The sequence below is a fragment of the Paraburkholderia hospita genome, from assembly GCF_002902965.1.
Classification (GTDB): Bacteria; Pseudomonadota; Gammaproteobacteria; order Burkholderiales; family Burkholderiaceae; genus Paraburkholderia; species Paraburkholderia hospita.
This window is the reverse complement of sequence record NZ_CP026106.1, coordinates 1700162-1724281: the sequence shown is the minus strand read 5'-3', so window position 1 is coordinate 1724281 and position 24120 is coordinate 1700162. Positions and strand designations below refer to the sequence as shown.

Below are 24120 nucleotides of genomic sequence, written 5' to 3'. Positions count from 1 at the left end.
CCGCTGCGATACTTTGATGGCGGTTTCCGATGCTGGCGCGGTTGTGCTTAGTGTAGGTCATTGGTCCTGGCCCGCATCGACTTTGCGTGGTGCAGTAAGATGCTAGGTTCACCAGACAACGAGCCGCCCACGATGGACAGCGTTTCCCCGTTCGACCAGGTCCAGTTGCTCGCCGAATACGCCGATCTGCGGCAGCGCGCGGCCGCGCTCGACGAGCAGGTGCCGGCTTGCCTGCAGCGCATTTCCGACAAGCTGCCCCGGATCAGCGGCGAGTCCGAACTCGCGGATCACTACCGGAGTCTGCTGGTCGGTGCGCGCAGCAAGGCGCTGGTGTCGATCGAAAACTACCACGAGGCGATTCCGTACCTGCAGACGGCGGAATCGCTGATCGTGCAGTTGAATAGTCATCCGGACGGGCAAGCCGAAGCGCGCGGCGAATTGCTGGACCGTCTCGACGAGCTGATCGACGCCGCCGTGGGCATGATCGATCTGGCGGAGCAGTGTTTCGGCGACGCGCAGGCCACCGACCCCGACGCGGTGCCACCGTCGATTCTCGACGCCCCGCTGCACCCGGATGCCTGACGCGCGGCAGCGCCGCAGCGTCGCGTCATGCCCGTTTTCCGCCGAATCCGGCTCGTAGACGGGCTTGTCTGATAAAGTTTCGCCTATTCCCTTCAAAAGTCGATTCAACGGTTTTGATTATGAGCACAATCCTCGAAAATGTTCCGACCGGCCAGAAGGTCGGTATTGCGTTCTCAGGCGGCCTCGACACGAGCGCCGCGCTGCACTGGATGCGCTTGAAGGGCGCCGTGCCGTACGCGTACACAGCAAATCTGGGTCAGCCGGACGAGGAAGATTACGACTCGATTCCGCGCCGCGCCACGGAATACGGCGCCGAAGGCGCGCGCCTGATCGACTGCCGCGCGCAGCTGGTCGCGGAAGGCATTGCGGCGCTGCAATGCGGCGCGTTCCACATTTCGACGGCAGGCGTCACCTACTTCAACACGACGCCCATCGGCCGCGCCGTGACGGGCACGATGCTCGTCGCCGCGATGAAGGAAGACGGCGTCAACATCTGGGGCGACGGCAGCACGTACAAGGGCAACGACATCGAGCGTTTCTACCGTTACGGCCTGCTCGTCAATCCCGATCTGAAGATCTACAAGCCGTGGCTCGACCAGCAGTTCATCGACGAACTCGGCGGCCGCGCGGAAATGTCGGAATTCATGCGCCAGTCGGGCTTCGAGTACAAGATGTCGGCCGAAAAAGCCTATTCGACCGACTCGAACCTGCTCGGCGCAACGCATGAAGCGAAGGACCTCGAAAGCCTGGAGTCGGGCATCAAGATCGTCAACCCGATCATGGGCGTCGCATTCTGGCGCGACGACGTGCCCGTCGCGAAGGAAGAGGTGACGATCCGCTTCGAAGAAGGCCAGCCCGTCGCGCTGAACGGCAAGACGTTCCCGAACGCCGTCGAACTGCTGCTGGAAGCGAACCGTATCGGCGGCCGTCACGGCCTCGGCATGAGCGACCAGATCGAGAACCGCATCATCGAAGCGAAGAGCCGCGGCATCTACGAAGCCCCGGGTCTCGCGCTGCTGTTCATCGCGTATGAGCGCCTCGTCACGGGCATTCACAACGAAGACACAATCGAGCAGTACCGTGAAAATGGTCGCCGCCTCGGCCGCCTGCTGTACCAGGGCCGCTGGTTCGATCCGCAGGCCATCATGCTGCGCGAAACGGCGCAACGCTGGGTCGCGCGCGCGATCACGGGCGAAGTGACCGTCGAACTGCGTCGCGGTAACGACTATTCGATCCTCAGCACGAAGTCGCCGAACCTGACGTATCAGCCGGAGCGTCTGTCGATGGAGAAGGTTGCCTCGACGTTCTCGCCGCGCGACCGCATCGGCCAGCTGACGATGCGCAACCTCGACATCACCGACACGCGCGACAAGCTGCGCATCTACGCGCAGGTCGGTTTGCTCGCACCGGGCGAGTCGTCGGCGCTGCCGCAACTGAAGAACGATACCGAGTAAATCGGGCTTCTGACGGGGCGGGTCTCGCGCGAGTGCTTCGTTCGTGAAGCTGGCGCGGCCCGCCCCGTTTCCTTGATACGTGACGCTGCGTCACGCTTCCTTGCCTACGCATCCGTTTTCCCTTCGCTCCCTTTCGCGCCTTTGCGAATCAGGCTCATCTTTCCATTGCGTTCAAGAATCGCCGCGTGCACGTCGTGCAGATCGAGCGCGTGAAATTCATGCCGCGCAGCCTCGAACACATCGGTGCGCGTAATCAGCGCAGCTGACATCTGCCGGCTATTGAACTGTCCGTCGCGATATACCTCCCGTTCGACACCGACCACCAGCGATTCGAGCCGCGCCGAGCGCACGCAGCACCACGCTAGCGCGCGATGAATCAGCACGATCACCAGCGACGCCGCGAGCGTCGGCACCACAGGTGATGCGCCGATGATGACGCGGCTCAGCGTGGCGCCGAGCAGGATCGCGACCACGTAGTCGAACGGTGAGCGTTGTCCGAACGAGCGTCTGCCCGAGATGCGGATGAACACGAGCGTCGCGAAGAACACGACGATCGCGCGCATGGCTGTCTGCAAGGCGGTGAGATGGTTGCCTTCGCCGAATAGCGTCATGATCACGTCCATGTTGTGTCTCCTTCCTTTGATCGATGCGTGACGGTCGCTATGCGTTCGGCCCGTCGATTGCAAGCGATTCAACGGATTTGCAATCGTTGTGCCGCCTGCGTCAACGATGCATGCATTCGCAATAGACATACGCAAAGCACCTTCTATGATTAGGGAGGCACTGCGTACCGCGAAACCTCTGCAAGGAGACGCTCAATGGACGACACCCGCCCTCAACTCACGCCGTTGCAAGCCGATGAACTGCGCAACATGGACCGCTTCTGGCGGGCATGCAATTACCTGTCCGCCGGCATGATTTACCTGCGCGCGAATCCGCTCTTGCGCGAACAGCTGAAGCCCGAGCACATCAAGCGGCGTCTGCTCGGTCACTGGGGTTCCGATCCCGGCCAGAGCTTCGTGCTGGTGCATCTGAACCGGGTGATCAAACAGCGCGATCTGAACGTGATCTTCCTTTCGGGGCCGGGCCACGGCGCACCCGCGACACTCGCGCACAGCTATCTGGAAGGGCGCTATTCGGAGATCTATCCGGACCGTGGCGAAACGGAAGAGGGCATGGGGCGTCTTTTCAAGCTCTTCTCCTTTCCGGGCGGCATCGGCTCGCATTGCACGCCCGAAACGCCGGGCTCGATTCACGAGGGCGGCGAACTCGGCTATAGCCTGTCGCACGGATATGGTGCGGCGTTCGACAACCCCGATCTGATCGTCACGGTGATGATCGGCGATGGCGAGGCGGAAACCGGGCCGCTCGCCACCTCGTGGCATTCGAACAAATTCCTGAATCCGGCGCGCGACGGCGCGGTGCTGCCCGTGCTGCATCTGAACGGCTACAAGATTGCGAACCCGACCATACTTGCGCGCATCCCGCATGAAGAACTCGAAGCGCTGTTGACGGGTTATGGTTACAAGCCGTGGTTCGTCGAAGGTGACGAGCCGGAGAAGATGCATCAGCAGATGGCGGCGACGCTCGACGAGTGCATCGACGAGATTCGTGCGATCCAGCAGCGTGCGCGACAAGAAGGCAATACGCAGCGGCCGCGCTGGCCGATGATCGTGCTCCGATCGCCGAAGGGATGGACGGGGCCGCGCGAATTCGGCGGACACAAGATAGAGGGCACGTGGCGAGCGCATCAGGTGCCCGTCGCCGATCCGGCGAGCAACGGCAAGAGCCTGAAACTCGTCGAGGAATGGCTGCGTAGTTACGAGCCGGAAAAACTCTTCGACGAAGCGGGGCGGCTGGTCGCCGAATTGCGCGCGCTCGCGCCCGTAGGGCCGCGGCGCATCAGCGCCAATCCGCATGCGAATGGCGGAGCGTTGTGCAAGGCGCTGGACCTGCCGGACTTCACCGAATATGCCGTCGACGTGGGCAAGCCCGCAACGAGCTACGTGTCGCCTACGGACGTGCTCGGTCAGTTTCTGCGCGACGTCATGCGTCGCAATATGACGAGCTTTCGCGTATTCGGCCCCGACGAAACCGCCAGCAACAAACTCACGGCGATCTACGAAGCATCGCAGAAGACGTGGCTCGCGCAGATCGTCGAATCGGATAGCGATGGCGGCGACCTGTCCGCTGATGGCCGCGTGATGGAAATGCTGAGCGAGCATACGCTGGAAGGCTGGCTCGAAGGCTATACGCTGACGGGGCGGCACGGTCTGTTTGCAACGTACGAAGCGTTCGTGCATGTGATCGATTCGATGTTCAACCAGCACGCGAAATGGCTGGAAAAGGCCAAGCGCGAGTTGCGCTGGCGGCAGCCCGTGCCTTCGTTGAATCTGCTGATCACGTCGCTCGTGTGGCGTCAGGACCATAACGGTTTTACGCATCAGGACCCCGGTTTTCTTGACGTGGTGACGAACAAGAGCCCCGACGTCGTTCGCATCTATCTGCCGCCCGACGCGAACTGCCTGTTGAGTGTCGCCGATCATTGCCTGCGTTCGCGCGACTATGTGAACGTGATCGTCGCCGACAAGCAGCCTCACTTGCAGTATCTGGACATGAAGTCGGCCATCACGCATTGCACGAAAGGCATCGGCATCTGGGACTGGGCATCGACGGATCTGGACCACGAGCCGGATGTCGTGATGGCGAGCGCCGGCGACATTCCGACCATGGAAGCGCTCGCAGCCGTGGAGATCCTCAAAGGGCTGTTCCCCGATCTGAAGATCCGCTTCGTGAATGTCGTTGACCTGTTCAGGCTGATGCCCGATTCCGATCATCCGCATGGGCTGTCGGGTCGCGATTTCGATTCGCTGTTCACGACGGACAAGCCGGTGATCTTCAACTTCCATTCGTATGCGTCGCTGGTTCACAAGCTGACGTATCGCCGCACAAATCACGCGAACATTCACGTGCATGGCTATGCGGAGAAGGGCAACATCAATACGCCGCTCGAACTCGCGATCATCAATGGGATCGACCGGTTTTCGCTGGCGATCGATGTGATTGATCGTGTGCCTCGTCTGCGTGGCGTCGGCGATCACGCGAAGGAACGCTTGCGCGATCAGAAGATCCAGCACCTCGATTACGCGCATACCGAGGGTATTGATAGCGAAGAGATTCGCGAGTGGAAGTGGGTTGGGTGATGCCGGTCTTGTCTTAATGGGGAGCAGTAGCGGGCGGTTGGGTTTTGTTTTTTTGCTGGCATCCGAGTTTTGCCTTCGTGGCGCGGGCGTTGCCGGTCGGTGTTTTGGCTTTTGCGCTGGCGGTGTTGGCTGTTCACGCGTTGCCCCTGTCCGGGGCGGCACCTACTTTGTCTGCGACGGCTGGTTGGTTTGCTTCGGCTTTCACTGGCATCCGCGCTATGCCTTCGTGCTTCAAGCGTCGCCCCTGTGCGGGGCGGCACCTACTTTTCTTTGCCGCCGCAAAGAAAAGTAGGGGCGGTTTCAAAGGCTAAGTGCAACAGCGGGGTTGATCGCAATATCCTGTTCCGCGCATTTTTCCATAAAAGCTTCTGCAGGGGTCTTCCAGCCGAGCGTCTTGCGCGGACGGATGTTCATGCGCATCGCGATCAGGTCGAGCTGGCGCTGCGAGAACACGGAGAGGTCTGTGCCTTTGGGCAGGTACTGGCGCAGCAGACCATTGGTGTTCTCGCAGATACCGCGTTGCCAGGGGCTGTGCGGATCGCAGAAGTAGATACGGATACCGGTGGCCTCGGCAAGCTTTTTATGTTCTGCCATTTCCTTGCCCTGGTCGTACGTCAGGGTCTGGCGCAGTTCTGCCGGCAGCGGCGCGAACGCCGCACTGTAGGCATCAAGCGCCGCCTCGGCGGTGCTGCCATCAATCTTCACCAGCATCACGAACAGGGTGCTGCGATCAATCAGGGTCCCCACGGCCGAACGGTTGCCCGCACCCTTGATCAGATCGCCTTCCCAGTGGCCCGGAATCAACCGGTCGTTGGCCTCGGGCGGGCGCACATGAATGCTCACCATGTCGACGAGCTTCCCACGGCGGTCCTGCCCGCGTGTGCGCGGCTTGCGCGTGCTACGCCCCTGCCTGAGCAGGGCAACCAGTTCACGCCGCAATGCGCCACGCGGCGCGGCATAGATGGCGTGGTAGATCGTTTCGTGCGAGACGTTCAAGGCAGGTTCTTCGGGATGCACACGTTCGAGTTGGGCGCACACCTGCTCAGGCGAGAGGCCGCCTTCCAGGTATTGACGTACCTCGGCCCACAATGGTCCGTCAGGATGCAGCTTGCGCTCACAGCGCGGCTTGCGCCGCAGCCTTGCCGCCCGGCGGCCCGCGTTCGCGGCATTGTAGCCGCCAGCGATAGCGGGACGTCCCATTGGACCTCGCTCATGATCCGGCTTCCAGCCATTGCGCCTGAGTTCACGGCTGATCGTGGCTGGCGAACGCCGTAACACACGTGCAATCTCCCGCGTACTCTTGTTCTCCTGCTTCATTGCAAAGATAGCACCGCGCTCCTCGGCACCAAGGTGTTCGTATTTTTGTCCCATGCAACACATCCTAAATGAAGTGTTGCACTTGATCCTTGAAACCGCCAGGCAAAAGAAAGCGGCTAACACCGCCAATCTTTCTTCCTGCCTGAGGGCCCCCAAATGGTCTTATGCTTCACACGGCAACGTATCTGTCCGCCTGTGTTGCCAACGCGCTGAATGAGCGCCTCACCCGCTTCGAATACCCGTGCACGGGCGAGCGGCAGCGAATGGTATGTGCCGCCCAGGTGGCAAACTGTGTGTAGGTTGTCGCGGCGTATAGGGTAGCGCTCTTACAGGGTGGAACGCATGCGCTATCGGTCCGAAGTGAGGCGTGCGAGGCACTACGGCTTACACACAGTTTGCCACCTGGGCGGCCGTGGAATATCTGGCAGGGCATGGTGAAGCGCGGGTGCGTGAAGCGGGTGAGACGCACCGCAAGAGCGTTGGCAACGAACATGGGTCACGTGATTGCCGTGTGAAGCGTAAGACCGGTTGGGGACCCTCAGGCAAATACAAGAACTGGCGGTGTGAGCCGCTTTCTTTTGCCTACTTGTATATTCCCCTCCGTGGCACCGACCCGATCAGTTGTCGCCACACGGACAGTCAGCTCGTCTGCCTATAGTGCCTTGAGCTCGCAGAAAAGCCTGAGCGACTGTCCTTCTCATCGTCTTAACCCGAACAGTTGACTGAGCCTCGAGCTCGTATTTTCCTGCAAGTATGGGTACCGTGATGAACCAGACTTCTTCGTCCCTTTATATCGGCATCGACGTCAGCGGTAGCACGCTCGACGTTGCCATCCACGACACGACCGAACATTTCAGTGTCGACAATGAAACCGCCGCCATCGAACAGTTGGTCCAGCGTCTGATCGCGCTGGGTCCCACCCTGATCGTCATGGAGGCCACCGGCAAGCTCGAACTCGCCGTGCTCAGGGCGCTCTGCCAGGCCGGCCTGCCCGCTGTCGCGGTTAATCCCCGACAGGTGCGCGACTTTGCCAGAGCCACCGGCAAACGGGCGAAGACCGACCGCATCGACGCGTTCGTCATCGCCCATTTCGCCGCCGTCATCAAACCCGTCGTGCGCCCGCTCAACGATGTGCAGACCGAGCAGCTGCAAGCCCTGCTGCTGCGCCGTGCCCAGCTCATCGACATGCTCGTGGCCGAAAAAGCCCGCCTGGAGCGCGCTCATGCCGCGGCTAAGGAAAGCCTGAATGACCATATCAAATGGCTCAAACAGCAGCTCACCGTCGCCGACAGGGACATCGATTCGTTCCTGCGCGCTTCGCCCGCGTGGCGTCAGAAGGAGGACCTGCTGCGCTCGGTGCCCGGCATCGGTCCCGGCGCCGCGGCCACACTGATCGCGTTCATGCCACAACTCGGTTCATTGAACCGCCGCGAGATCGCCGCGCTGACCGGTGTTGCTCCGTTCAATTCCGATAGCGGCAAGCACACCGGCAAGCGTCGCATTCAGGGCGGTCGTGCCATCGTGCGGCGCGCGCTTTATATGGCTTGCATCCCCGCGCTGCGCTTCAATCCGACCATCAGGGCCTTCTACGACCGTCTGCGTCAGGCCGGCAAACCCTTCAAGGTGGCCATGACCGCGTGCATTCGCAAGCTCATCGTGACGCTCAACGCCATGGTCCATAACTCAACACCCTGGAACCCATCGACGAACTAACCGGCGGTATAGCTTTGCCTGGATGCTGTGCCTGAACGCGATCACTCGCGTGGTTTGCGCTCGCCTGTACGGAACCGGCAACCACATTGAGAATCCAGCACCCCGGAACAGCCTCCCGCTTGACTTCCAATACGGTTGCTTTTCTTTGCGGCGGCAAAGAAAAGTAGGTGCCGCCCCGCACAGGGGCAACGCTTGAAGCACGAAGGCATAGCGCGGATGCCAGCGAAAGCCGAAGCAAACCAACCAGCCGTCGCAGACAAAGTAGGTGCCACCCCGCACAGGGGCAACGCATGCGCCGCGAAGGCGCCACGCGGATGCCAGAAAAAGCCGAACCAAACCAACCAGCCGTCGCAGACAAAGCAGATGCCGCCCCGCACAGAGGGCAACGCATGAAGCACGAAGACAAAACGCGGATGCCAGCGCAAAGGCCAAAACACCAACCAGCAACGCCACCCCTCGACGCAAAATCGCAAACACCGGCGAAGCCAAAAGCAGCGAAGATCCACGAGGCAGCGGTCGCAGTCGTCACGCGGGACGTGCACGCTCACACGCTGGTGGGCGGCATGCCGGCGCGCAAAAGATCAGAGACATCGAGCCGACCGCTCAGCGCCAGGGCGCCATGGCCTGAAACACGCCGTCGCGTCTGACGAGGGCATGAAACAGCGCGGCCGCGAAATGCACGAGGATCAACGCGAAGAAGCACAACGCAAGAAACCGGTGCGCGTTCCATAGCAGCGTGTGCAGTTCGTTGCTATGCGGCAGTATCCACGGCAACTGGACGCCGGCCACGATCACGGGATACTCCGCTGCCGACAACATCCCCCAACCAATCAGCGGCAACGCGATCATCAACGCATAGAACGCGAGGTGCGACAGATGAGCCGCGAGCTTCATCGGCTCGGGCATGTCCGGCGGAAGTCGCGGCGCGCCGCGCGTGAGTCGCACCACCAGACGGATCAGCGCGAGCACGAGGATCACAATGCCAAGCGGCTTGTGAACCGAGACCAGCGTCAGATAGTCAGGCCGAATGGTCGACACCATGCCGACGCCGATGAACAGCATCGCCAGAATGCAGATCGCCATGATCCAGTGCAGCGCGCGCTGCAACGGTGTAAAGCGCTGGAGAGTCGGTGTCATGGCTTCGCTCCTTCGGCAGGCGTGTGCGGATAGTACTTGTCTTCGGCAGTCCGGCGATTGAACGAAACGGAATAGGCAGCCGAGCGCGCAGCTGGGAACGGATCGTCGGAAACATGCATGCCCGCCGGCAGGACGGTCGGATCGAAATTGAGGTCGCGGCACGGGCCGTCGGGTTCGGGCTCGATCGCGCTGACCACCAGCGTGCCCGCTTCCACCTTGCGGCGGTCGTCCGGCCAGGCCTTGCTCGGGTCGGCCGTCGGGTCGCCCGGATTGGCGACGGTGACGATCATCGTCCAGCGTTGCGGCGCGCTCTGCACGCGTTGCGTGATGTCGGTTTCGAGGAAGTTCGCGGGACGTTGCTTGAGGACGTCGGGCGACACGGCCTCCGGCTTCGCCGCCGGCACGAACGACCAGCGCACGACCTGGTCCTGTCCCTGGGCATTCGTGAACACGAAGCTGTTGAGACTGTTGTACTGATCCTGCGCGAACGATCCCGTCCACGGCGCCGTCGTCGCCCACGCACCGAACGCGGCAAACTCAGGGTGCGCGGCGATGAACTGCTTCATCGCATCGGGATCGTCCTTTTTCACCGATGCTTCGAGCAACGCGTAGAACGCTTGCGGTGTCGCGACGGGGAAGAAGGGCGCGTCGATCATCGCCGAGCGCCATTCGGTTCCATCCGGCGCGACCACACGCAGGCTCAGGCCGCGAACCCGAACGGTCGGGTCCGGCGCGTTGGGGTCCGGCGTGGCGAGATTGAAGCGTCCCGTCACGCGGGACGAACCCTGCGCGAACATCGGCGCCTTCGACAATGCAGCGGCTGCTCCATTCGATTCGAAGGTGCCCGTGAAGCAGATGCCCTTCGCGTGATTGCGCCGGAAACCCAACGCAGGACCGCCCGGCGGCGCCAGCGCGTTGACGACCTTTGGGGGTGTCAGCCGGCCTGGCGTGAGCCAGCCTGCCGTATACGCAAACGCAATGGCCACGACGGCGACGATGACCGAAATCAAGGCCAGTGAGCGGGCAGCGGAAGCTTGTGAACCGGGTCTATCAACCATGGAAGTCTCGCTCGAGAGTTCTGCTGGCGACAATCTAGCAGCATCATAAAATTCGTGCAGAAGGGGGCGGAGCGCGCAGATCTGCGATAGGTGTCCACGAGGCAACACCGTGTATCTGTCCGCATGTCTACTGTCCCCATTCGAATCCGTCTAGCATGACGGCATGCTCAAACGAGCGCAGCGTGCTGCGTGACCATCATGGATACCATCAAGATCCTGCTACAAACGACCATTCCCTCCGTCGCCGACGACTGGTCGATCGCGCGGTTCAGCCGGCTTGCCGAACTGCTGCGCGACCATCGCGATGCTGAGGGGCGCGCCGTATTCGACGTGGTCGCGAGAGACCGCGAGCAACCCGGAGAGCCGGACCCGGTACTTTCGCGTCTGGATGACACCGCGTTCGACGAGTTGTGGCTATTTGCCGTCGATAACGGAGACGGCCTGACGCCCGAAGACTGCGCAGGCATTACGCGATTCCGTCAGGCAGGCCGCGGTTTGATGGTGACGAGAGATCACATGGATGTGGGCTGTTCGCTGTGCAGCCTGGGCAAAGTGGGCAAGGCACATCACTTTCATACCCGCAATGTCGATCCCGACCAGTCGCGATGCGTATGCGACGATCCGTTCTCCACGCATATTTCATGGCCGAATTTTCACTCGGGCGCGAATGGAGACTTCCAGGAAGTTGCGGTTGTGGGCGCGATACATCCCGTGCTGAAGAATGCCGACTCGCCGACGGGCGTGATTCGCTACCTGCCGGCTCACCCGCACGAGGGCGCCGTTAATGCGCCCGACGATGCATCAGCCCGCGTGATCGCACGAGGCAACAGCAAGATCACAGGAACGAGCTTCAATCTTGCCGTTGCCTTTGAACCGTCCAGCGACGGCGGGCCCGCTGTCGCGCAAAGCACGTTTCATCATTTCGCAGACTACAACTGGGACGCGCGGCTCGGTTGTCCAAGCTTCGTGGACGAGCCGCCGGGCAACGGGATGCAGACGGAGCAAGCGGCGCTGCAGGACGCGCATCGATATGCGATCAATCTCGCGCTGTGGCTCGCTGGGAAAGCGCCGCATTAATAGGCGCAGCGGCGCCCGTCATTCTCGTTTCGTCTTCGGTTGTTCGGGCTTCTGCTGCGGGTCTTTTCCGCGTTGCGTCGGCGCCCTTGTGCAGGCGTCCGGCGGCGTTGCGTACGGCACGTCGTTGCAGCAACACGCGTAGACGGGAAAACCGTATGCGTTCGTGCGGATGATGGTGGTCGGCCCGTGTAGCGGGCATACCGCGTTCATGGTGCCTCCTCGATTTCATCGGTCGATTGTCTATCGTACTGCCGTTTGCACCGATGTTCACGACGCAATCCGGCTTGCGCGAGCTGTCGTTTCGAATGTGCGGCCATCTATCCCTGTTCACCTTGAACAGCGCAAGCATGTACATCACCAGCACGCCTGCGAGAAATCCAGCCACCATCCCGATGATCAACATCGTCATCGGCCATGACCGAGCGCATCCATCGCGGCCCGAACCATGCCGTCGCGCCATTCGCGCTTCGGGTCCGCACGTACGGCCTGCATCGCGGCGATGCCGAGCCCGGAAAACGCGCTCGTCACGCGCACGATACGTTCCATACTGATCTCACCGCGGACCGTTAAGCAGCGCGACGACCGTTTCGATTCGCAACGTAAAGAAACTTTACGGTGCGCCTGCGCGTTCACCTCGCAAATCCCGCAAAGTGCCGCCACACAAGGCTCCGCTCACACTGGCGCAGCCCTTGCATATGAGCCGCTCCATACAACCGGAGCTGCCCATGATCGAACCAGGCCAAGCCGCCACGCTCACCCACACTGTCGCTGCCGCCGATCTCGCGTCGGCGCATGCGCACGCGGCTGGGGAGCGGTATCCCGACGTGCTGTCGACGCCTGCATTGCTCACGCTGATCGAGCGCGCGTGTGCCGGGCTCATGCATGACGCGCTGCGCGACGGGCAGCTTTCCGTTGGCGTCACCACGCACCTCAGTCATCTTGCGCCTACGCCGCCCGGCATCGACGTGTCGGCCACCGCGACGTTTCGCGGCGTCGAGGGCGCGCTGTACTGGTTCGACATCGTGGCGGCCGACGCGGGCGGACCGGTCGGCACGGCGAGCCATGCGCGCGCCATCGTCGATCGTGCCGCCATCGAGGCGCGCGCGTCGAAGCGCGGCGCGCGATAAGCGGACGCTCATCCATCCATTCATTCGCGGCGCGAGCCGCTCACCAAGAGGAATCACATGGACGTGGCCGTTTCTCCCCCGCCGCAAGGCGTCTATTTCGACGCAGCGTTCGAAACCCTTGCCCTGTCCGAGGTGCGCCGTCATCAGGACACGCTGTGGGCGCGCCAATGGCCGTATTTGCGCGCGATGTCGGCGTTCTATCGAAGCAAGCTGTCGCGCTGGATCGAGCGCGAGGACATCACGCTCGACACGCTGCAGGACATGCCCTTCACGGAGAAGGACGAGTTGCGCGTGAGCCAGGAAGGCGCGCCGCCGTATGGGAGCTACGTGGCGTGCGCGGAAAGCGGCATCGCGCGCTTGCATCGGACCTCGGGCACGACGGGCCGCCCGCTGATACTGGCCAACAGCGTCCGCGATGCGCAGGATATCGCCCGGGTGGGCGCGCGTTCGATGTGGGCAGCGGGCCTGCGCCCCGATGACCGCGTGGTGCACTGCCTCAACTACTGCATGTGGACGGGCGGCTTCACCGATCACACGATCCTCGAAGCGACGGGCGCGACCGTGGTGCCGTTCGGCGTCGGTAGTACACGGCTTCTGATCGACTCCATTCTGAATCTCGGCATCAACGCGATTTCGTGCACGCCGTCGTATCCCGCGCTCATCGAGCAGGTGTTGCGCGAAACGGGCGGACCTTCACCGCGCGAACTCGGATTGAAGCTCGGGCTCTTCGGTGGCGAGGCGGGTCTCGACAATCCCGATCTGCGCGCCGCAATGGAGGACAAGTGGGGCTTCAAGGTGCGCAACGCGAATTTCGGTTTGTCGGAAGTGCTGAGCATTCTGGGCGGACAGACGGACTGGACCAACGATCTGCTGTATCACGCGGCGGACGTGGTGTTCGCGGAAATCATCGATCCCGAAACGCTCCAGCGTTTGCCCGTCGAAGAGGGCGTCACGGGCGAGCTGGTCTGCACGCATCTGCGCAAGCAGTGTCAGCCGCTCGTGCGTTATCGCACGCGCGACGTGGTGACGGTGACGGGCGCCGATCCGGGTCCCGACGGCCGCAGCGCATGGCGCTTTCGTGTAACGGGCCGCACCGACGACATGTTCAACGTGCGCGGTGTCAATGTGTTTCCGGGCGCGGTGCGGCTTGCCGTCGAGGCGCTGCCGCAGTGGGCATCGGGCCAGTTCCGCATCGTGCTGAAGGGGGACGGGCCGTACGACCGTATCGTGATGAAAGTCGAGGCAGCAAGGGATCTCGCTGCCGAACGCTGGCTGGACGCCGCGGCACGCATCGAAAGCGCGGTGCGCGAGCGCATTGGCGCGAGCGCGGCGGTGACGATGGTGCCGTTCGAACATTTCCCGCGCACGGAAGGCAAGACGCGCTGGATCGACAAGGAACCCACATGAGCGACGTGATCTTACGCAACGAAGGACCCGTGGCCGTCGTGACGCTGAACCGGCCGGGGCGCATGAATGCCATCGGCGGCGCATTGCTCGACGATCTGCACGATGCCTTGCACGCATGCAATAACGATCCTGCCTGCCATGTGGTGGTGCTGACGGGCGCGGGCCGCGCGTTCTGCGCGGGCGACGATCTCCAGGAATTCGGCCAGCAGAGCGCGAGCGACGCGAGCATCCGCAGCCATATCGAACGGATTCAGCGGATCACGCGCGATCTCATGCTCGGCGCGAAGCCGGTGGTCGGCGCGGTGCACGGCTATGCGGTTGGCGGCGGGTTCGAGTGGATGCTCAATTGCGATCTCGTGGTGGCGTCGGACGATCTCGTGTGCTTCTTCCCCGAGATGGAGTGGGGGCAGTTCGTGACAGGCGGCGTCACGCATCTGTTGCCGCAGGCCATCGGCCACCAGCGCGCGATGGAGCTCTGGCTGCTCGGCGAGCGGCAGAATGCGCAAGCGCTGCTGTCGATGGGTCTCGTCAATCGCGTGGTCCCGCGCGACGCCGTGCTCGACACGGCGCTCGACCTGGCGTCGCGCATCGCGCAACGTTCGTCGACGTCGGTGGCGCGCCTCAGGCGCCTCGTGAACGGCGAGTTGTCGGGCGCGCTCGGCCGCAGTCTCGAACTCGAAAGCGCCGCGACCATCGACGCGTTTTCGCATCCCGATGCAGCGGAGCGCGTGAAAGCGTTCGCGGCGAGAAAGGAGGGCACGCGATGAATCCGAAAGCGCTGACTTTCGATTACTTCGGCACGCTCGTCGACGTCGATCGCGGCGGCACGGCAGGCATGGCCGAAGTGCTGCGCCGCCTGTCGGTCGAAACGGGCGAAAGCGCGTTCGATGTCTATCTGGACTGGGACATCCGTAACGTGCGTCTTTATCGCGGCCAGGCTTACGCGCGCTACCGCGACGTCGCGCAGCAGGCGCTGGCGGCGTGTCTCGACGCACGCTGGCCCGGCGCGCGCAAAGGCCATGCGATCGACGCGCTGACGGACACCTTCCTCGCGCATCTGGTGGAAGCGTCGCCCGCGCACGCGGACGCCGAGCCGTTTCTCGACTGGGCGGCGGCGCGTTATCCGCTGATGCCGATCACCAACATGGATAGCGATCTGTGGCGTCGCACGCGGCTCACGCATTACTTCGAGCATGTGACGACAGCGGAGATGGCGCAAGCGTACAAGCCGTCGCAGGCGATCTTCGCGCTGGCGCTCGATCGCCTCGCGCTCGATGCAGCCGACGTGTTGCACTGTTCGCTCGCCAGCTGGGCGGATATCGACGGGGCGAAGCCGCTCGGGATGGCCGTGGCCTGGATCAACCGCGGCGCGGACACGCTCGGCACGTGGCAGCCGCGTCCGGATTTCGAGTTCGACACGCTGTCGCCCGTACGGGACGTTCTGGAAAGTTTGCCATTCACAGCAACTGGGGAAGCGATATGAAACCGATGAAGACGGCGATGGCGTTCATCGCATGCGCGGCGGCCGTTCTTGGCCTGGCCGGCGGCGCGGCTGCGCAGGAAGTGGTGAAGATCGGCGTCGCGGGCCCGCTCACGGGCAGCGCGGCGCAAAGCGGCAAGGACGACGAGCGGGGCGTGCGCCTCGCCGTCGAGGAGCTGAACGCGAAAACGTTCATGGTCGCGGGCAAGCCGGTTCGCTTCGAGCTGGTTTCGATGGACGATCAGGGCGATCCGAAAGTCGGCGTGAACGTCGCGCAAAAACTTGTCGACGGCGGCGTGGCGGCCGTGATCGGCCATTACAACTCGGGCGTGAGCATTCCGGCCGCGCGCATCTACAACGAGGCGCACGTGGTGATGATGACGGGCGCGTCGTCGAATCCGCAACTCACGCATCTGGGCTTTCCGTATGTGTTTCGCCTCGCCACCAACGACAACGTGATGGGCGGCCGCATGGCGCTCTATTCGGCGAAAGTGCTCGGCGCTCAGCGGGCCGCCGTGATCGACGACCGTACCGCTTACGGCACGGGCGTGGCTGACGTGTTTGTCGAAAGCGCGAAGAAGGCGGGGCTCGAGATCGTCGCGCGCGAGTACAGCACCGACAAGACGACCGACTTCAAGGCCATTCTCACGCAGATCAAATCGCGCAACCCGCAGGTCGTGTTCTACGGCGGCTACTACGCGCAAGCCGCGACGCTCGCTCGGCAGATGGGCGAACTCGGCATCAATGCGACGATCGTCGGCGGCGACGGCATCTGCTCGCCGGAATTCGACAAGCTGTCCGCAGGCGTCGCCGACAAGCGCATGTTCTGTGCGCAGGGCGGCGCGCCGCTCGACACGCTACCCGACGGCAAGGCCTTTCGCGCGAGGTTCAGAAGCGCCTTCAACGCCGATGTCGATACCTACGCGCCGGCTTTCTACGCCGCGACGCTCGTCGTCGCCGATGCCATGCAGAAGACGGGCTCGACGAAGCCCGAGGTGTTCGTCAAGGCGTTACGCGATCAGGCGTTCACGAGCATCCTCGGTCCCGTGCGGTTCGATGCGAACGGCGACTGGATCGATGCGCCCGTCACGGTGTATCGGCTGAATGGCGGGTCGCTTACCGCGATTGCGCAGAAGGATTGACGCGCGCTCTGGCGCGTCGGAATGGGCCGGGCAGCGGGATTTTGAACTGGTATAGTCGGAGCCGTTGCCCGACCGCTCGCAGGTAGACATGGCCACTGTCGCGCTCGATCCCGACACCACTGCGCTCGAAAGCGCGCTTGCCTGCACGCAATGGCGCACCGCGCGCCGGCTCGCTGCGAGTGAGGCGCGGGCCTGCGTGTTCACGCTGGATCGCGCGGGACATCTGCTCGAAGGCATCGAGGAAGTCGCGGATCCGGACGCTGCCAGGCGTGACACGCTCGATGCGTTCTTTGCGCACTGTCCTGCCGCGCGCCTCGCTGCACTTGCCGAAGCGGCAACGTCAATATCGGATGGGCGTTGTGCGACGCTGCCGTTGCAAGGGAGCGCCGCCACTCTAGGGCAGGCGTTCGCGTTGCGTGTCGAAGCGCACGGGCGGCGCGTGTTTCTTGTTGCGCTGCATGCGCCAGACGCCGGCGGCGGGCGCGCCAACTGGTCCGCGAGCTGGATCACGCTGCTCGGCGCGACGCTCGACGTTCTTTTGCAACGCACCTTCGATCTCGCCGCTTACGACACGCTCGTCGAAGAGCAGCGCGCGATCATCGATCATATTGGCGACGGGCTGATGGTGATCGGCCAGGGCCATGTGCTGCGGCACGTCAATTCGGTGGCAGGGCGCATTCTCGGCATCGATCCGAAGACGAGCATCGGCAAGACGCTCAACGAGGTCATCGATTTCGAGCCGATCGTTGGGCCGATCTACCGGACGGGCGTTGGCTACGTGGATCGCGAACTCATCATCGATTCGCCCGCGCGGCATCTGCATCTGCTCGATACGGCCATCCCCATCAAGAATCGCTGCGGCGAAGTAGTGTCCGTCGTCAATACGTTTCGCGAGATGCGCCGCGTGCGCAAGATGGCGGGACGCTACGCAGGCAATCACGCGCGCTTCACGTTCGACAGCGTGGTCGGAACCAGCGCGGGCACGCGGCGCGCGCTCGATGCGGCGAAAAAAGCCGCGCGCGGCTCGTCGAATGTATTGCTCTCCGGCGAGAGCGGTGTCGGCAAGGAAGTCTTTGCGCAGGCGATTCACAATGCCAGTTCGCGTAGCGCCCAGCCGTTCATCGCGATCAATTGCGCGGCCTTGCCGCACGCGCTGATCGAAAGCGAGCTGTTCGGCCATGCGCCTGGCGCGTTCACAGGCGCGGCGCGCGATGGCCGTCCCGGCAAGTTCGAGTCCGCCGACGGCGGCACGGTGTTCCTCGACGAAATATCGGAATTGCCGATCGACGTGCAGGCGAAGCTGCTACGGGTTCTGCAGGAGCGCGAAGTCACGCGCATCGGCGATACGCGCGGCATTCCGGTGGATGTGCGGATCGTTTGCGCCAGTAATCGCGATCTCGCGTCGATGGCGCGGGAGAAGACGTTTCGCGAAGATCTCTATTACCGCTGCAACGTGATCGAGATCGACATTCCGCCGTTGCGCGAGCGGCGCGAGGACATACCCGTGCTGGCGGCGTTTTTTCTCGAACGCTATTGCACGCGCATGCACAAGCCGACGCCCGCGTTGACCGAGCACGCATTGAAGCAACTGGCCGCCTACGACTGGCCGGGCAATGTGCGCGAACTGGAAAATCTCGTCGAGAAGATCGTCAATTTTGATGACGGCGAACGCATCGAGGACGTGTCGTCGTTCCTGCGTGGCGCGACACGCGCGCAATCAGCAGACGATGCCGTACACGTCGCGCATCGGGCGGCGCCTGTCTCGCTGATGGAAGCGGAGCGTCAGGCCATCGAAAACGCGCTGGAGGCGTGCCGCTACAACGTCACGAATTGCGCGAAGCTGCTTGCCGTGTCGAAGCCGGCGCTCTACGCGAAGATGAAGCGGCATGGGATTCGCCTCGAACGCTCGATCCGGCACAAGATTTGAAGCTTGCCGCGACGTGAACAACTCAATGCCTTGACGACGGCATGACGCCCACTCACGCAGCTTGCCCGGCCGCGTTCGCACGACGCCGCCGCGTCGCCGTTGTCTTCGACACTTCCTCGACCGGCGCGACATCGCTCGCCCGCTGCGCCTGATAGGACTCGCCCCATTCCCTGAGACTGATCAGCACCGGCGCAAGCGTCTCGCCGAATGGCGTCAATTCGTATTCGACCTTCGGCGGAACCTGAGGATAAACATGGCGCGCAACGATGCCGTCAGCTTCCAGCTCGCGCAGTTGCAGCGTCAACATGCGTTGCGTCGTGTTCGGCAGCAGCCGGGTAAGCTCCATGAAGCGCTTTTTTTCGTGCATCAGGTGAAACAGGATCACCGGCTTCCACAAGCCGCCGATTACCGAAAGTGTCACTTCGACGGCGCAGCCGCTCTTGCTGTCCAAGCGTTTGGGTCGCATGGCATTTATACCTACATAATTGATAGTACCGGCCATAATTGTACCTTCTTGCGGTAATTGACGTACGACCGGACAATCACGACGTGGTCGCGCAACCTTCGCGACCTCGCGCGCCGACCCACGTGCGCGACCGCCTTTTCGACGGCGATGCCGCATCGCGCATCGTCAGTCCGTCAATCGACTATCAGGAGTTGCTTAGATGAAAGCCATTACCTTGCGCCAGCCCGCCGGACTGGACAATCTCGTCCGCGTGGAACTCGCCGATCCCGGCGCGCCGGCGCCCGGCGAAATCCGCGTGCGCATCCGCGCAAGTTCGCTCAACTTCCATGATCTGGGTGTCGTCACGGGACGCATGCGCACCGAAGACGGTCGCATTCCGATGTCGGATGGCGCGGGCGTCGTCGAAGCGATCGGCGACGGCGTGACGGAATTCGCGGTCGGCGATGCCGTCGTATCGACGTTCTTTCCGTACTGGCTCGACGGCGGCCCGACGCTCGCCGATTTTTCGACGACGCCGGGTGATGGCGTCGACGGCTACGCTCGCGAAAGCGTCGTGCGTCCTGCGCAATGGTTCACGCACGCACCGCGCGCCTACAGCCACGCGGAGGCTGCGACGTTGACCACTGCAGGCCTGACCGCGTGGCGCGCGCTAGTCGTCGATTACGCGCTGAAGGCGGGCGACACCGTGCTCGTTCAGGGCACGGGCGGCGTCTCGATCTTCGCGCTGCAGTTCGCAAAGCAGATGGGCGCGACAGTGATCGCGACGTCGTCATCCGACGAGAAACTGGCGAAGGCAAGCGCGCTCGGCGCCGATCACCTGATCAACTACAAGCGCGATACCGACTGGGCCGCGAAGGTACTTGAGATCACGAACGGTCGCGGCGTCGACAACGTGGTCGAAGTGGGCGGTCCGGACACGCTTGGGCAGTCGATCCGTGCTTGCCGGATCGGTGGTCACATTGCGTTGATCGGCGTGTTGACGGGACTGGCCGGGCAGGTGCCGACGGCTGAACTGATGCGTCGTCAGCAGAAGCTGCAGGGGCTGATTGTCGGCAGCCGGAGGCATCAGATCGACATGATCCGCGCGATCGACGCGAACGGTATCAAGCCGGTGATCGACAGCACGTTTGCGCTCGACGAGATTGCCGACGCGTTCCGCCATCAGGCGGCGGGCAAGCATTTCGGCAAGGTTTGTCTGGCGGTCTGAAGCGGACGGCGGTAGCGATCGGGCGCCGCGGGCGATCTTCTCCTTTCAGGTGAAGATCGTCACAGGTCAGTAGTAAAGCCAGCGTCCATACTCCGGCGACCAGTACCAGCGGCCAGCAGCCGGCGCCGGCTGGTATTCGCCCGCCCAGGCAGCGGGTGGCGCGTAGTAGGCGTACGGGCGGGCGGCCACGCTGGTTGGCCGCTGCACGTAGCCATAGGCTTGCGGCGGAGGCTGCATCGCTACGGGCGGCGGCGCGTACTGCGGTCGCGGTCGCACGTACTGCGGCCCGGTCGTGTAGACCTGTGCTGTCCGTGGCATGACAGCGTCGTCGCCTTCGTCATCAGCGAACTCTTCGGGCGGCATTGCATTCTGTTGTTGCACGCGTCCCGTAGACCGCACGATGCTGGCATTTCTCGGCGGAGTGCTTGAGCGTTGCACCGGTTGCGGGTTCTGCAGTGAGTCGGTATCCGTCCAGGCGTCGGTTGTCGCGACTGGAGAGCGACGGGCAACCGGCTTTGTTGGCGCGATGCGAGTGCCGCTGGATGCGGAAGTTTGTGTGCCTGGCTGTTCCCCAAGCGGCTTCGACGTGACGGGCACCTCTTGCACGGTCTCGATATCGCTTGCGTCGCTGTAGACGTGTTTGATGTCGAGGATGGGTTTGCGAACAGCTTCAACCGTCGGTTTCTGCGCCCGCGCTTCGGTTGCGGGTGGCGTCGTGGCGGCAGTGCCCTTTGCAGCGGCCTCGCGCGCGAGTTCCTCTTTCGCTGCCTTGTAGCCGCGATCGTAGGCCGCCTTCACTTCCCGGTCCTGTGCCTCGGCGTCGTCGGCCGCGTTGTACGCGTGGGATGATGCCGAAAACAGGCAACCTGTGGCGAGAAACGCGCCGGCCAAAGTCTGCCTCAAGCGTGCGTCCATGAGGCCTCCCTTTATGGTTATTTGATGGGCAATCGTACAACGTCTCCGGCGACAAAAGAACGCTAGCGATGCCATTGCGTGCGCTTCCCAACTGAACCTTCAATCGCATGCGTTTGCAACGAAACATGACGCGGCGACATGCGTGCGTTGCGTGCGGTCTCATGCCGTGCGGGATGAATACCACACGTAACGTCAGCGCAGCGTCGCTATGGAAGCAGAAGCTATGGCTTGCTCCACACCAGCCTCCAGCACATCAGAAAGGTACCCTTAGCGTCCCTTGAAACCGCTCCTTCGGCCGTACACGCGGAGCCGGGAAGCGCGGGGCCGAATTGGGCGACCTCTCTATCGGCGTCGGCGAGTGCATCGGCGGGCACTCGTCCCCAGATGGACAGACTGGCCAGTACGCCGGCACAGCCGACCAACATAATCAGCGTACGTTTCAATCGGGCAGGGCGGCTGGCAATAAGGTCGATTCGCATTGGGAGGGCTCGTCTGACGGGGGCTTATGAGCGCTCTTATCGGCATCGGCTGCCAAAAGAATAGATCCCGGTTCAAGTATTTTTTTCGGGCCAGATTGTCGGAGATCGTGAAGCGGGCGTCTGAACGTTTCAGGCGCCAGCAACGGGTTCCCGTCGAGCGTTCCGGCGCAGCATATCGGCGGGCACACCGAACGTTCGGACAAACGCGCGGCGCATGCGCTCCCGATCCGCAAAACCCGTTTCCTGCGCCACGACGTTGATCGTGTGCCGGCCCTGTTCGATCATGAATCGGGCTGCTTCGAGCCGTAGCTGCTCGACGGCCTTGGCGGGCGACTGACCGGTCTCGGCTACGAACGCGCGGCTGAACTGGCGAGGGCTGAGGTTGGCCACCGCGGCAAGCTCCTCGACGGTCAGCGGATTGCGCAGGTTCCGGCGGATGTGCGCCAGCACCAGTTCGATCCGATCGGACTTTGGCGTCATGTCGAGAAGCGCGGAATGTTGCAACTGCCCGCCGAGCCGACGCTGATTCATCACCAGAAGCCTCGCGACCATTTTCGCGGTCTCGGGACCGAGGTCGTTATCGATCAACGCCAGAACGAGATCGATACCGGCCGTCATGCCGGCCGAGGACCAGATGGGACCGTCATTGACGAAAATCCGGTCTTCTTCCGTGATGACTTCCGGGAAGCGGGCCCTGAATTCAGACGCATGGGCCCAATGCATGGTGGCGCGTCGGCCATTCAACAGTCCGGCCTCGGCGAGTACGAATGCACCGCTGCAGATCGAGGCAATCCGTCTCGATGCTTTGGCTGCCTCCTGAACGAACGCGATCACTGCGGCATCGGAGGACGGCATTTTCATTTCGGTGATCGAACCCACGATAACCGTATCGAAAGCCGGATCGCCGAACGCCTCGGTTTCCAGTGTCATGCCGCCCGAAGAACGGACAGGACCGCCATGTGCAGACAGCACATGGACGTCGTAGCACGGACCCGCCGGCGGCATGTTCGCGATCTCGAACGCTGTTAGGGCCGCAAGACTCATCATCTGAAATCGTTGCGGCACGATAAACCCAATCCGATGCATGTTTATTCCTGAGGTCCGGCTCGCGCACGTAACCGTAAATTCACGTCATTCCACGGGTCACATTCGCAGATTCCTTCTCGATCCGGCGACCCTCGTACGCCCGGGCGACGCACGTCATGAATGGTGGCAACAACGACATAGATCGTAAAGGGCAGAGGCGATAACGTACAAGCACTTCATCATCTGTCTCGCACCAGCGAAAGGAACACCATCATGTCAAAGATCATCCGGGCCGCAGCCGTTCAGATCGCGCCTGTGCTCTACAGCCGGGAAGGCACCGTCGATAAGGTCGTCAAGAAAATTCTGGAACTCGGCAAGCAGGGCGTCCAGTTTGCGACCTTCCCTGAGACTGTCGTTCCGTACTATCCGTACTTCTCGTTCGTCGAATCTCCGTTTGCGATGGGAGCCGAGCATTACAAGCTTCTCGATCAGGCAGTGGTCGTGCCGTCCGAGACGACGCGTGCAATTGGCGAAGCGGCGCGTCAGGCGAAAATGGTGGTGTCGATCGGCGTCAACGAACGCGATGGCGGCACGCTCTACAACACGCAACTGCTGTTCGATGCCGACGGCACACTCGTGCAACGCCGCCGCAAGCTCTCGCCGACCTATCACGAGCGTATGGTCTGGGGAATGGGCGACGGTTCAGGTTTGCGCGCGATCGATACCGCCGTGGGCCGCGTCGGTCAGCTCGCCTGCTGGGAGCACTACAACCCGCTAGCGCGCTATGCGCTGATGGCCGATGGCGAGGAAATCCATTCGGCGATGTATCCGGGCTCGTTCGCTGGCGATCTGTTCTCCGAGCAGATCTCCGTCAACATCCGCCAGCACGCGCTGGAGGCGGGCGCCTTCGTTGTCAACGCGACAGCGTGGCTGACTCCCGAACAACAGCAGCAGATTCTGAAAGATACCAATACCACCCAGGTTGGCCCGATCTCGAGCGGCTGTTTCACTGCAATCGTTTCGCCCGACGGTGAGTACATGGGCGGAGCACCGCTGCGTGAAGGAGAGGGCGAGATCATCGCAGACCTCGATTTCTGGCAGATCGACAAGCGCAAACGCTTGATGGATTCGCGTGGCCATTACAGCCGTCCGGACGTGCTCGGGCTGGTGATCGACCGCACGCCGAAGACTCACGTCATCGAGCGTTCGCTGCGTGCGCCTGGCGAAGAGCCCGTCAGGGATCTCGAAGTCCTCGCCTGAGCGGCACGGACACACGCTCGATACCGCCATCCTCGTCGATTCGTTCACGTTCGTTCCGGGCTGCATTCCGTTCCTCGGCCGGACGCTGAACATCCTCGCGTTACAAGCGGTGCTTCGAGCCGAGGCTTGTGAGGTCGTGCGCG

The 24120-nt window shown here is 62.6% G+C and carries 21 protein-coding genes; 13 read left to right on the top strand and 8 right to left on the bottom strand.

All coding sequences use genetic code 11. The features are described 5' to 3' along the window. The first annotated feature begins 132 nt into the window (after positions 1-132). A complete protein-coding gene (locus C2L64_RS26090) occupies positions 133-582 on the top strand; it encodes a hypothetical protein (protein WP_009770347.1) in 450 nt (149 codons plus the stop codon). 119 nt (positions 583-701) lie between these two features. Continuing rightward, the gene (gene argG, locus C2L64_RS26085; protein ID WP_007746355.1) at positions 702-2036 is read left to right on the top strand and encodes an argininosuccinate synthase; all 1335 of its coding nucleotides are present in this window, start codon (positions 702-704) and stop codon (positions 2034-2036) included. Positions 2037-2140: 104 nt separating this feature from the next. Here the strand turns inward: argG and C2L64_RS26080 are convergent, their stop codons facing one another. Next, positions 2141-2659 carry a DUF421 domain-containing protein gene (locus C2L64_RS26080; RefSeq protein ID WP_009770348.1) on the bottom strand — a complete coding sequence of 173 codons (519 nt, stop codon included), beginning with the start codon at positions 2657-2659 and terminating at the stop codon, positions 2141-2143. 195 nt (positions 2660-2854) lie between these two features. Here C2L64_RS26080 and C2L64_RS26075 point away from each other — a divergent pair, with 195 nt between their 5' ends. Then, on the top strand, positions 2855-5239 hold the full coding sequence (locus C2L64_RS26075; RefSeq protein ID WP_009770349.1) for a phosphoketolase family protein: 2385 nt from the start codon (positions 2855-2857) through the stop codon (positions 5237-5239). Positions 5240-5539: 300 nt separating this feature from the next. Here the strand turns inward: C2L64_RS26075 and C2L64_RS26070 are convergent, their stop codons facing one another. Further along, a complete protein-coding gene (locus tag C2L64_RS26070) occupies positions 5540-6610 on the bottom strand; it encodes an IS30 family transposase (RefSeq protein WP_079483546.1) in 1071 nt (356 codons plus the stop codon). Between the two features lie 711 nt (positions 6611-7321). Between C2L64_RS26070 and C2L64_RS26065 the strand changes: the two genes are divergently transcribed. Further along, positions 7322-8269: an IS110 family RNA-guided transposase gene (locus C2L64_RS26065; RefSeq protein WP_039901856.1), complete on the top strand. Its 948-nt coding sequence runs from the start codon at positions 7322-7324 to the stop codon at positions 8267-8269. Between the two features lie 603 nt (positions 8270-8872). Here C2L64_RS26065 and C2L64_RS26060 read toward each other — a convergent pair. Together C2L64_RS26060 and C2L64_RS26055 are read right to left on the bottom strand one after the other, a co-directional pair. Next, positions 8873-9406 (bottom strand): cytochrome b, encoded by a 534-nt coding sequence (locus C2L64_RS26060; protein ID WP_009769753.1) that lies wholly within the window; start codon positions 9404-9406, stop codon positions 8873-8875. Then, complete coding sequence (locus C2L64_RS26055; RefSeq protein WP_039901953.1) at positions 9403-10464, bottom strand: catalase family peroxidase; 1062 nt, start codon at positions 10462-10464, stop codon at positions 9403-9405. Before C2L64_RS26055 ends, C2L64_RS26060 begins: the two co-directional genes overlap by 4 nt. Positions 10465-10662: 198 nt before the next feature. Here C2L64_RS26055 and C2L64_RS26050 point away from each other — a divergent pair, with 198 nt between their 5' ends. Next, positions 10663-11541 (top strand): hypothetical protein, encoded by an 879-nt coding sequence (locus C2L64_RS26050; RefSeq protein WP_009769755.1) that lies wholly within the window; start codon positions 10663-10665, stop codon positions 11539-11541. A 405-nt stretch (positions 11542-11946) separates the two neighbouring features. On the opposite strand, the gene C2L64_RS26040 is transcribed toward C2L64_RS26050, so the two are convergent. After that, on the bottom strand, positions 11947-12087 hold the full coding sequence (locus C2L64_RS26040) for a hypothetical protein (protein ID WP_176133924.1): 141 nt from the start codon (positions 12085-12087) through the stop codon (positions 11947-11949). A 179-nt stretch (positions 12088-12266) separates the two neighbouring features. Between C2L64_RS26040 and C2L64_RS26035 the strand changes: the two genes are divergently transcribed. The 6 genes from C2L64_RS26035 (at position 12267) to C2L64_RS26010 (ending at position 18624) form a co-directional block, all read left to right on the top strand. Further along, positions 12267-12668 carry a thioesterase family protein gene (locus C2L64_RS26035; RefSeq protein ID WP_009769756.1) on the top strand — a complete coding sequence of 134 codons (402 nt, stop codon included), beginning with the start codon at positions 12267-12269 and terminating at the stop codon, positions 12666-12668. A gap of 57 nt (positions 12669-12725) precedes the next feature. Then, entirely contained in the window at positions 12726-14075 is a 1350-nt protein-coding gene (locus C2L64_RS26030) for a phenylacetate--CoA ligase family protein (protein ID WP_009769757.1), read from the top strand. Next, on the top strand, positions 14072-14842 hold the full coding sequence (locus tag C2L64_RS26025) for an enoyl-CoA hydratase/isomerase family protein (RefSeq protein ID WP_009769758.1): 771 nt from the start codon (positions 14072-14074) through the stop codon (positions 14840-14842). The genes C2L64_RS26030 and C2L64_RS26025 overlap by 4 nt, the downstream gene beginning before the upstream one ends. Continuing rightward, the gene (locus C2L64_RS26020) at positions 14839-15558 is read left to right on the top strand and encodes an HAD family hydrolase (RefSeq protein WP_009769759.1); all 720 of its coding nucleotides are present in this window, start codon (positions 14839-14841) and stop codon (positions 15556-15558) included. Before C2L64_RS26025 ends, C2L64_RS26020 begins: the two co-directional genes overlap by 4 nt. Then, positions 15555-16697, top strand: coding sequence for a branched-chain amino acid ABC transporter substrate-binding protein (locus tag C2L64_RS26015; protein WP_009769760.1), 1143 nt, complete (start codon positions 15555-15557; stop codon positions 16695-16697). The genes C2L64_RS26020 and C2L64_RS26015 overlap by 4 nt, the downstream gene beginning before the upstream one ends. A gap of 88 nt (positions 16698-16785) precedes the next feature. Then, positions 16786-18624, top strand: coding sequence for a sigma 54-interacting transcriptional regulator (locus C2L64_RS26010; protein WP_009769761.1), 1839 nt, complete (start codon positions 16786-16788; stop codon positions 18622-18624). A gap of 52 nt (positions 18625-18676) precedes the next feature. On the opposite strand, the gene C2L64_RS26005 is transcribed toward C2L64_RS26010, so the two are convergent. Beyond that, positions 18677-19090: a winged helix-turn-helix transcriptional regulator gene (locus tag C2L64_RS26005; protein WP_009769762.1), complete on the bottom strand. Its 414-nt coding sequence runs from the start codon at positions 19088-19090 to the stop codon at positions 18677-18679. 199 nt (positions 19091-19289) lie between these two features. Between C2L64_RS26005 and C2L64_RS26000 the strand changes: the two genes are divergently transcribed. Then, positions 19290-20297, top strand: a complete 1008-nt coding sequence (locus C2L64_RS26000) for a zinc-dependent alcohol dehydrogenase family protein (RefSeq protein ID WP_009769763.1) — start codon at positions 19290-19292, stop codon at positions 20295-20297. A 66-nt stretch (positions 20298-20363) separates the two neighbouring features. Here C2L64_RS26000 and C2L64_RS25995 read toward each other — a convergent pair whose 3' ends face one another. Next, the gene (locus C2L64_RS25995; RefSeq protein ID WP_009769764.1) at positions 20364-21212 is read right to left on the bottom strand and encodes a hypothetical protein; all 849 of its coding nucleotides are present in this window, start codon (positions 21210-21212) and stop codon (positions 20364-20366) included. 608 nt (positions 21213-21820) lie between these two features. Beyond that, positions 21821-22777, bottom strand: a complete 957-nt coding sequence (locus C2L64_RS25985; RefSeq protein WP_009769765.1) for a GlxA family transcriptional regulator — start codon at positions 22775-22777, stop codon at positions 21821-21823. 213 nt (positions 22778-22990) lie between these two features. On the opposite strand from C2L64_RS25985, the gene C2L64_RS25980 reads away from it, so the two are divergent. Next, positions 22991-23977 (top strand): nitrilase-related carbon-nitrogen hydrolase, encoded by a 987-nt coding sequence (locus C2L64_RS25980; protein WP_007746926.1) that lies wholly within the window; start codon positions 22991-22993, stop codon positions 23975-23977. Positions 23978-24120: the final 143 nt, after the last annotated feature.

Bases quoted from the DNA above. Each gene is read 5' to 3' on its own strand.
- C2L64_RS25995 (WP_009769764.1), bottom strand. From the start codon at position 21,212: ATGGACGCACGCTTGAGGCAGACTTTGGCCGGCGCGTTTCTCGCCACA.
- C2L64_RS26025 (WP_009769758.1), top strand. From the start codon at position 14,072: ATGAGCGACGTGATCTTACGCAACGAAGGACCCGTGGCCGTCGTGACG.
- C2L64_RS26075 (WP_009770349.1), top strand. From the start codon at position 2,855: ATGGACGACACCCGCCCTCAACTCACGCCGTTGCAAGCCGATGAACTG.
- C2L64_RS26050 (WP_009769755.1), top strand. From the start codon at position 10,663: ATGGATACCATCAAGATCCTGCTACAAACGACCATTCCCTCCGTCGCC.
- C2L64_RS26015 (WP_009769760.1), top strand. From the start codon at position 15,555: ATGAAACCGATGAAGACGGCGATGGCGTTCATCGCATGCGCGGCGGCC.
- C2L64_RS26070 (WP_079483546.1), bottom strand. From the start codon at position 6,610: ATGGGACAAAAATACGAACACCTTGGTGCCGAGGAGCGCGGTGCTATC.
- C2L64_RS25980 (WP_007746926.1), top strand. From the start codon at position 22,991: ATGTCAAAGATCATCCGGGCCGCAGCCGTTCAGATCGCGCCTGTGCTC.
- C2L64_RS25985 (WP_009769765.1), bottom strand. From the start codon at position 22,777: ATGCATCGGATTGGGTTTATCGTGCCGCAACGATTTCAGATGATGAGT.
- C2L64_RS26090 (WP_009770347.1), top strand. From the start codon at position 133: ATGGACAGCGTTTCCCCGTTCGACCAGGTCCAGTTGCTCGCCGAATAC.
- C2L64_RS26080 (WP_009770348.1), bottom strand. From the start codon at position 2,659: ATGGACGTGATCATGACGCTATTCGGCGAAGGCAACCATCTCACCGCC.
- C2L64_RS26040 (WP_176133924.1), bottom strand. From the start codon at position 12,087: ATGGAACGTATCGTGCGCGTGACGAGCGCGTTTTCCGGGCTCGGCATC.
- C2L64_RS26000 (WP_009769763.1), top strand. From the start codon at position 19,290: ATGAAAGCCATTACCTTGCGCCAGCCCGCCGGACTGGACAATCTCGTC.
- C2L64_RS26030 (WP_009769757.1), top strand. From the start codon at position 12,726: ATGGACGTGGCCGTTTCTCCCCCGCCGCAAGGCGTCTATTTCGACGCA.
- C2L64_RS26005 (WP_009769762.1), bottom strand. From the start codon at position 19,090: ATGCGACCCAAACGCTTGGACAGCAAGAGCGGCTGCGCCGTCGAAGTG.
- C2L64_RS26035 (WP_009769756.1), top strand. From the start codon at position 12,267: ATGATCGAACCAGGCCAAGCCGCCACGCTCACCCACACTGTCGCTGCC.
- C2L64_RS26055 (WP_039901953.1), bottom strand. From the start codon at position 10,464: ATGGTTGATAGACCCGGTTCACAAGCTTCCGCTGCCCGCTCACTGGCC.
- C2L64_RS26010 (WP_009769761.1), top strand. From the start codon at position 16,786: ATGGCCACTGTCGCGCTCGATCCCGACACCACTGCGCTCGAAAGCGCG.
- C2L64_RS26060 (WP_009769753.1), bottom strand. From the start codon at position 9,406: ATGACACCGACTCTCCAGCGCTTTACACCGTTGCAGCGCGCGCTGCAC.
- C2L64_RS26020 (WP_009769759.1), top strand. From the start codon at position 14,839: ATGAATCCGAAAGCGCTGACTTTCGATTACTTCGGCACGCTCGTCGAC.
- argG (WP_007746355.1), top strand. From the start codon at position 702: ATGAGCACAATCCTCGAAAATGTTCCGACCGGCCAGAAGGTCGGTATT.
- C2L64_RS26065 (WP_039901856.1), top strand. From the start codon at position 7,322: ATGAACCAGACTTCTTCGTCCCTTTATATCGGCATCGACGTCAGCGGT.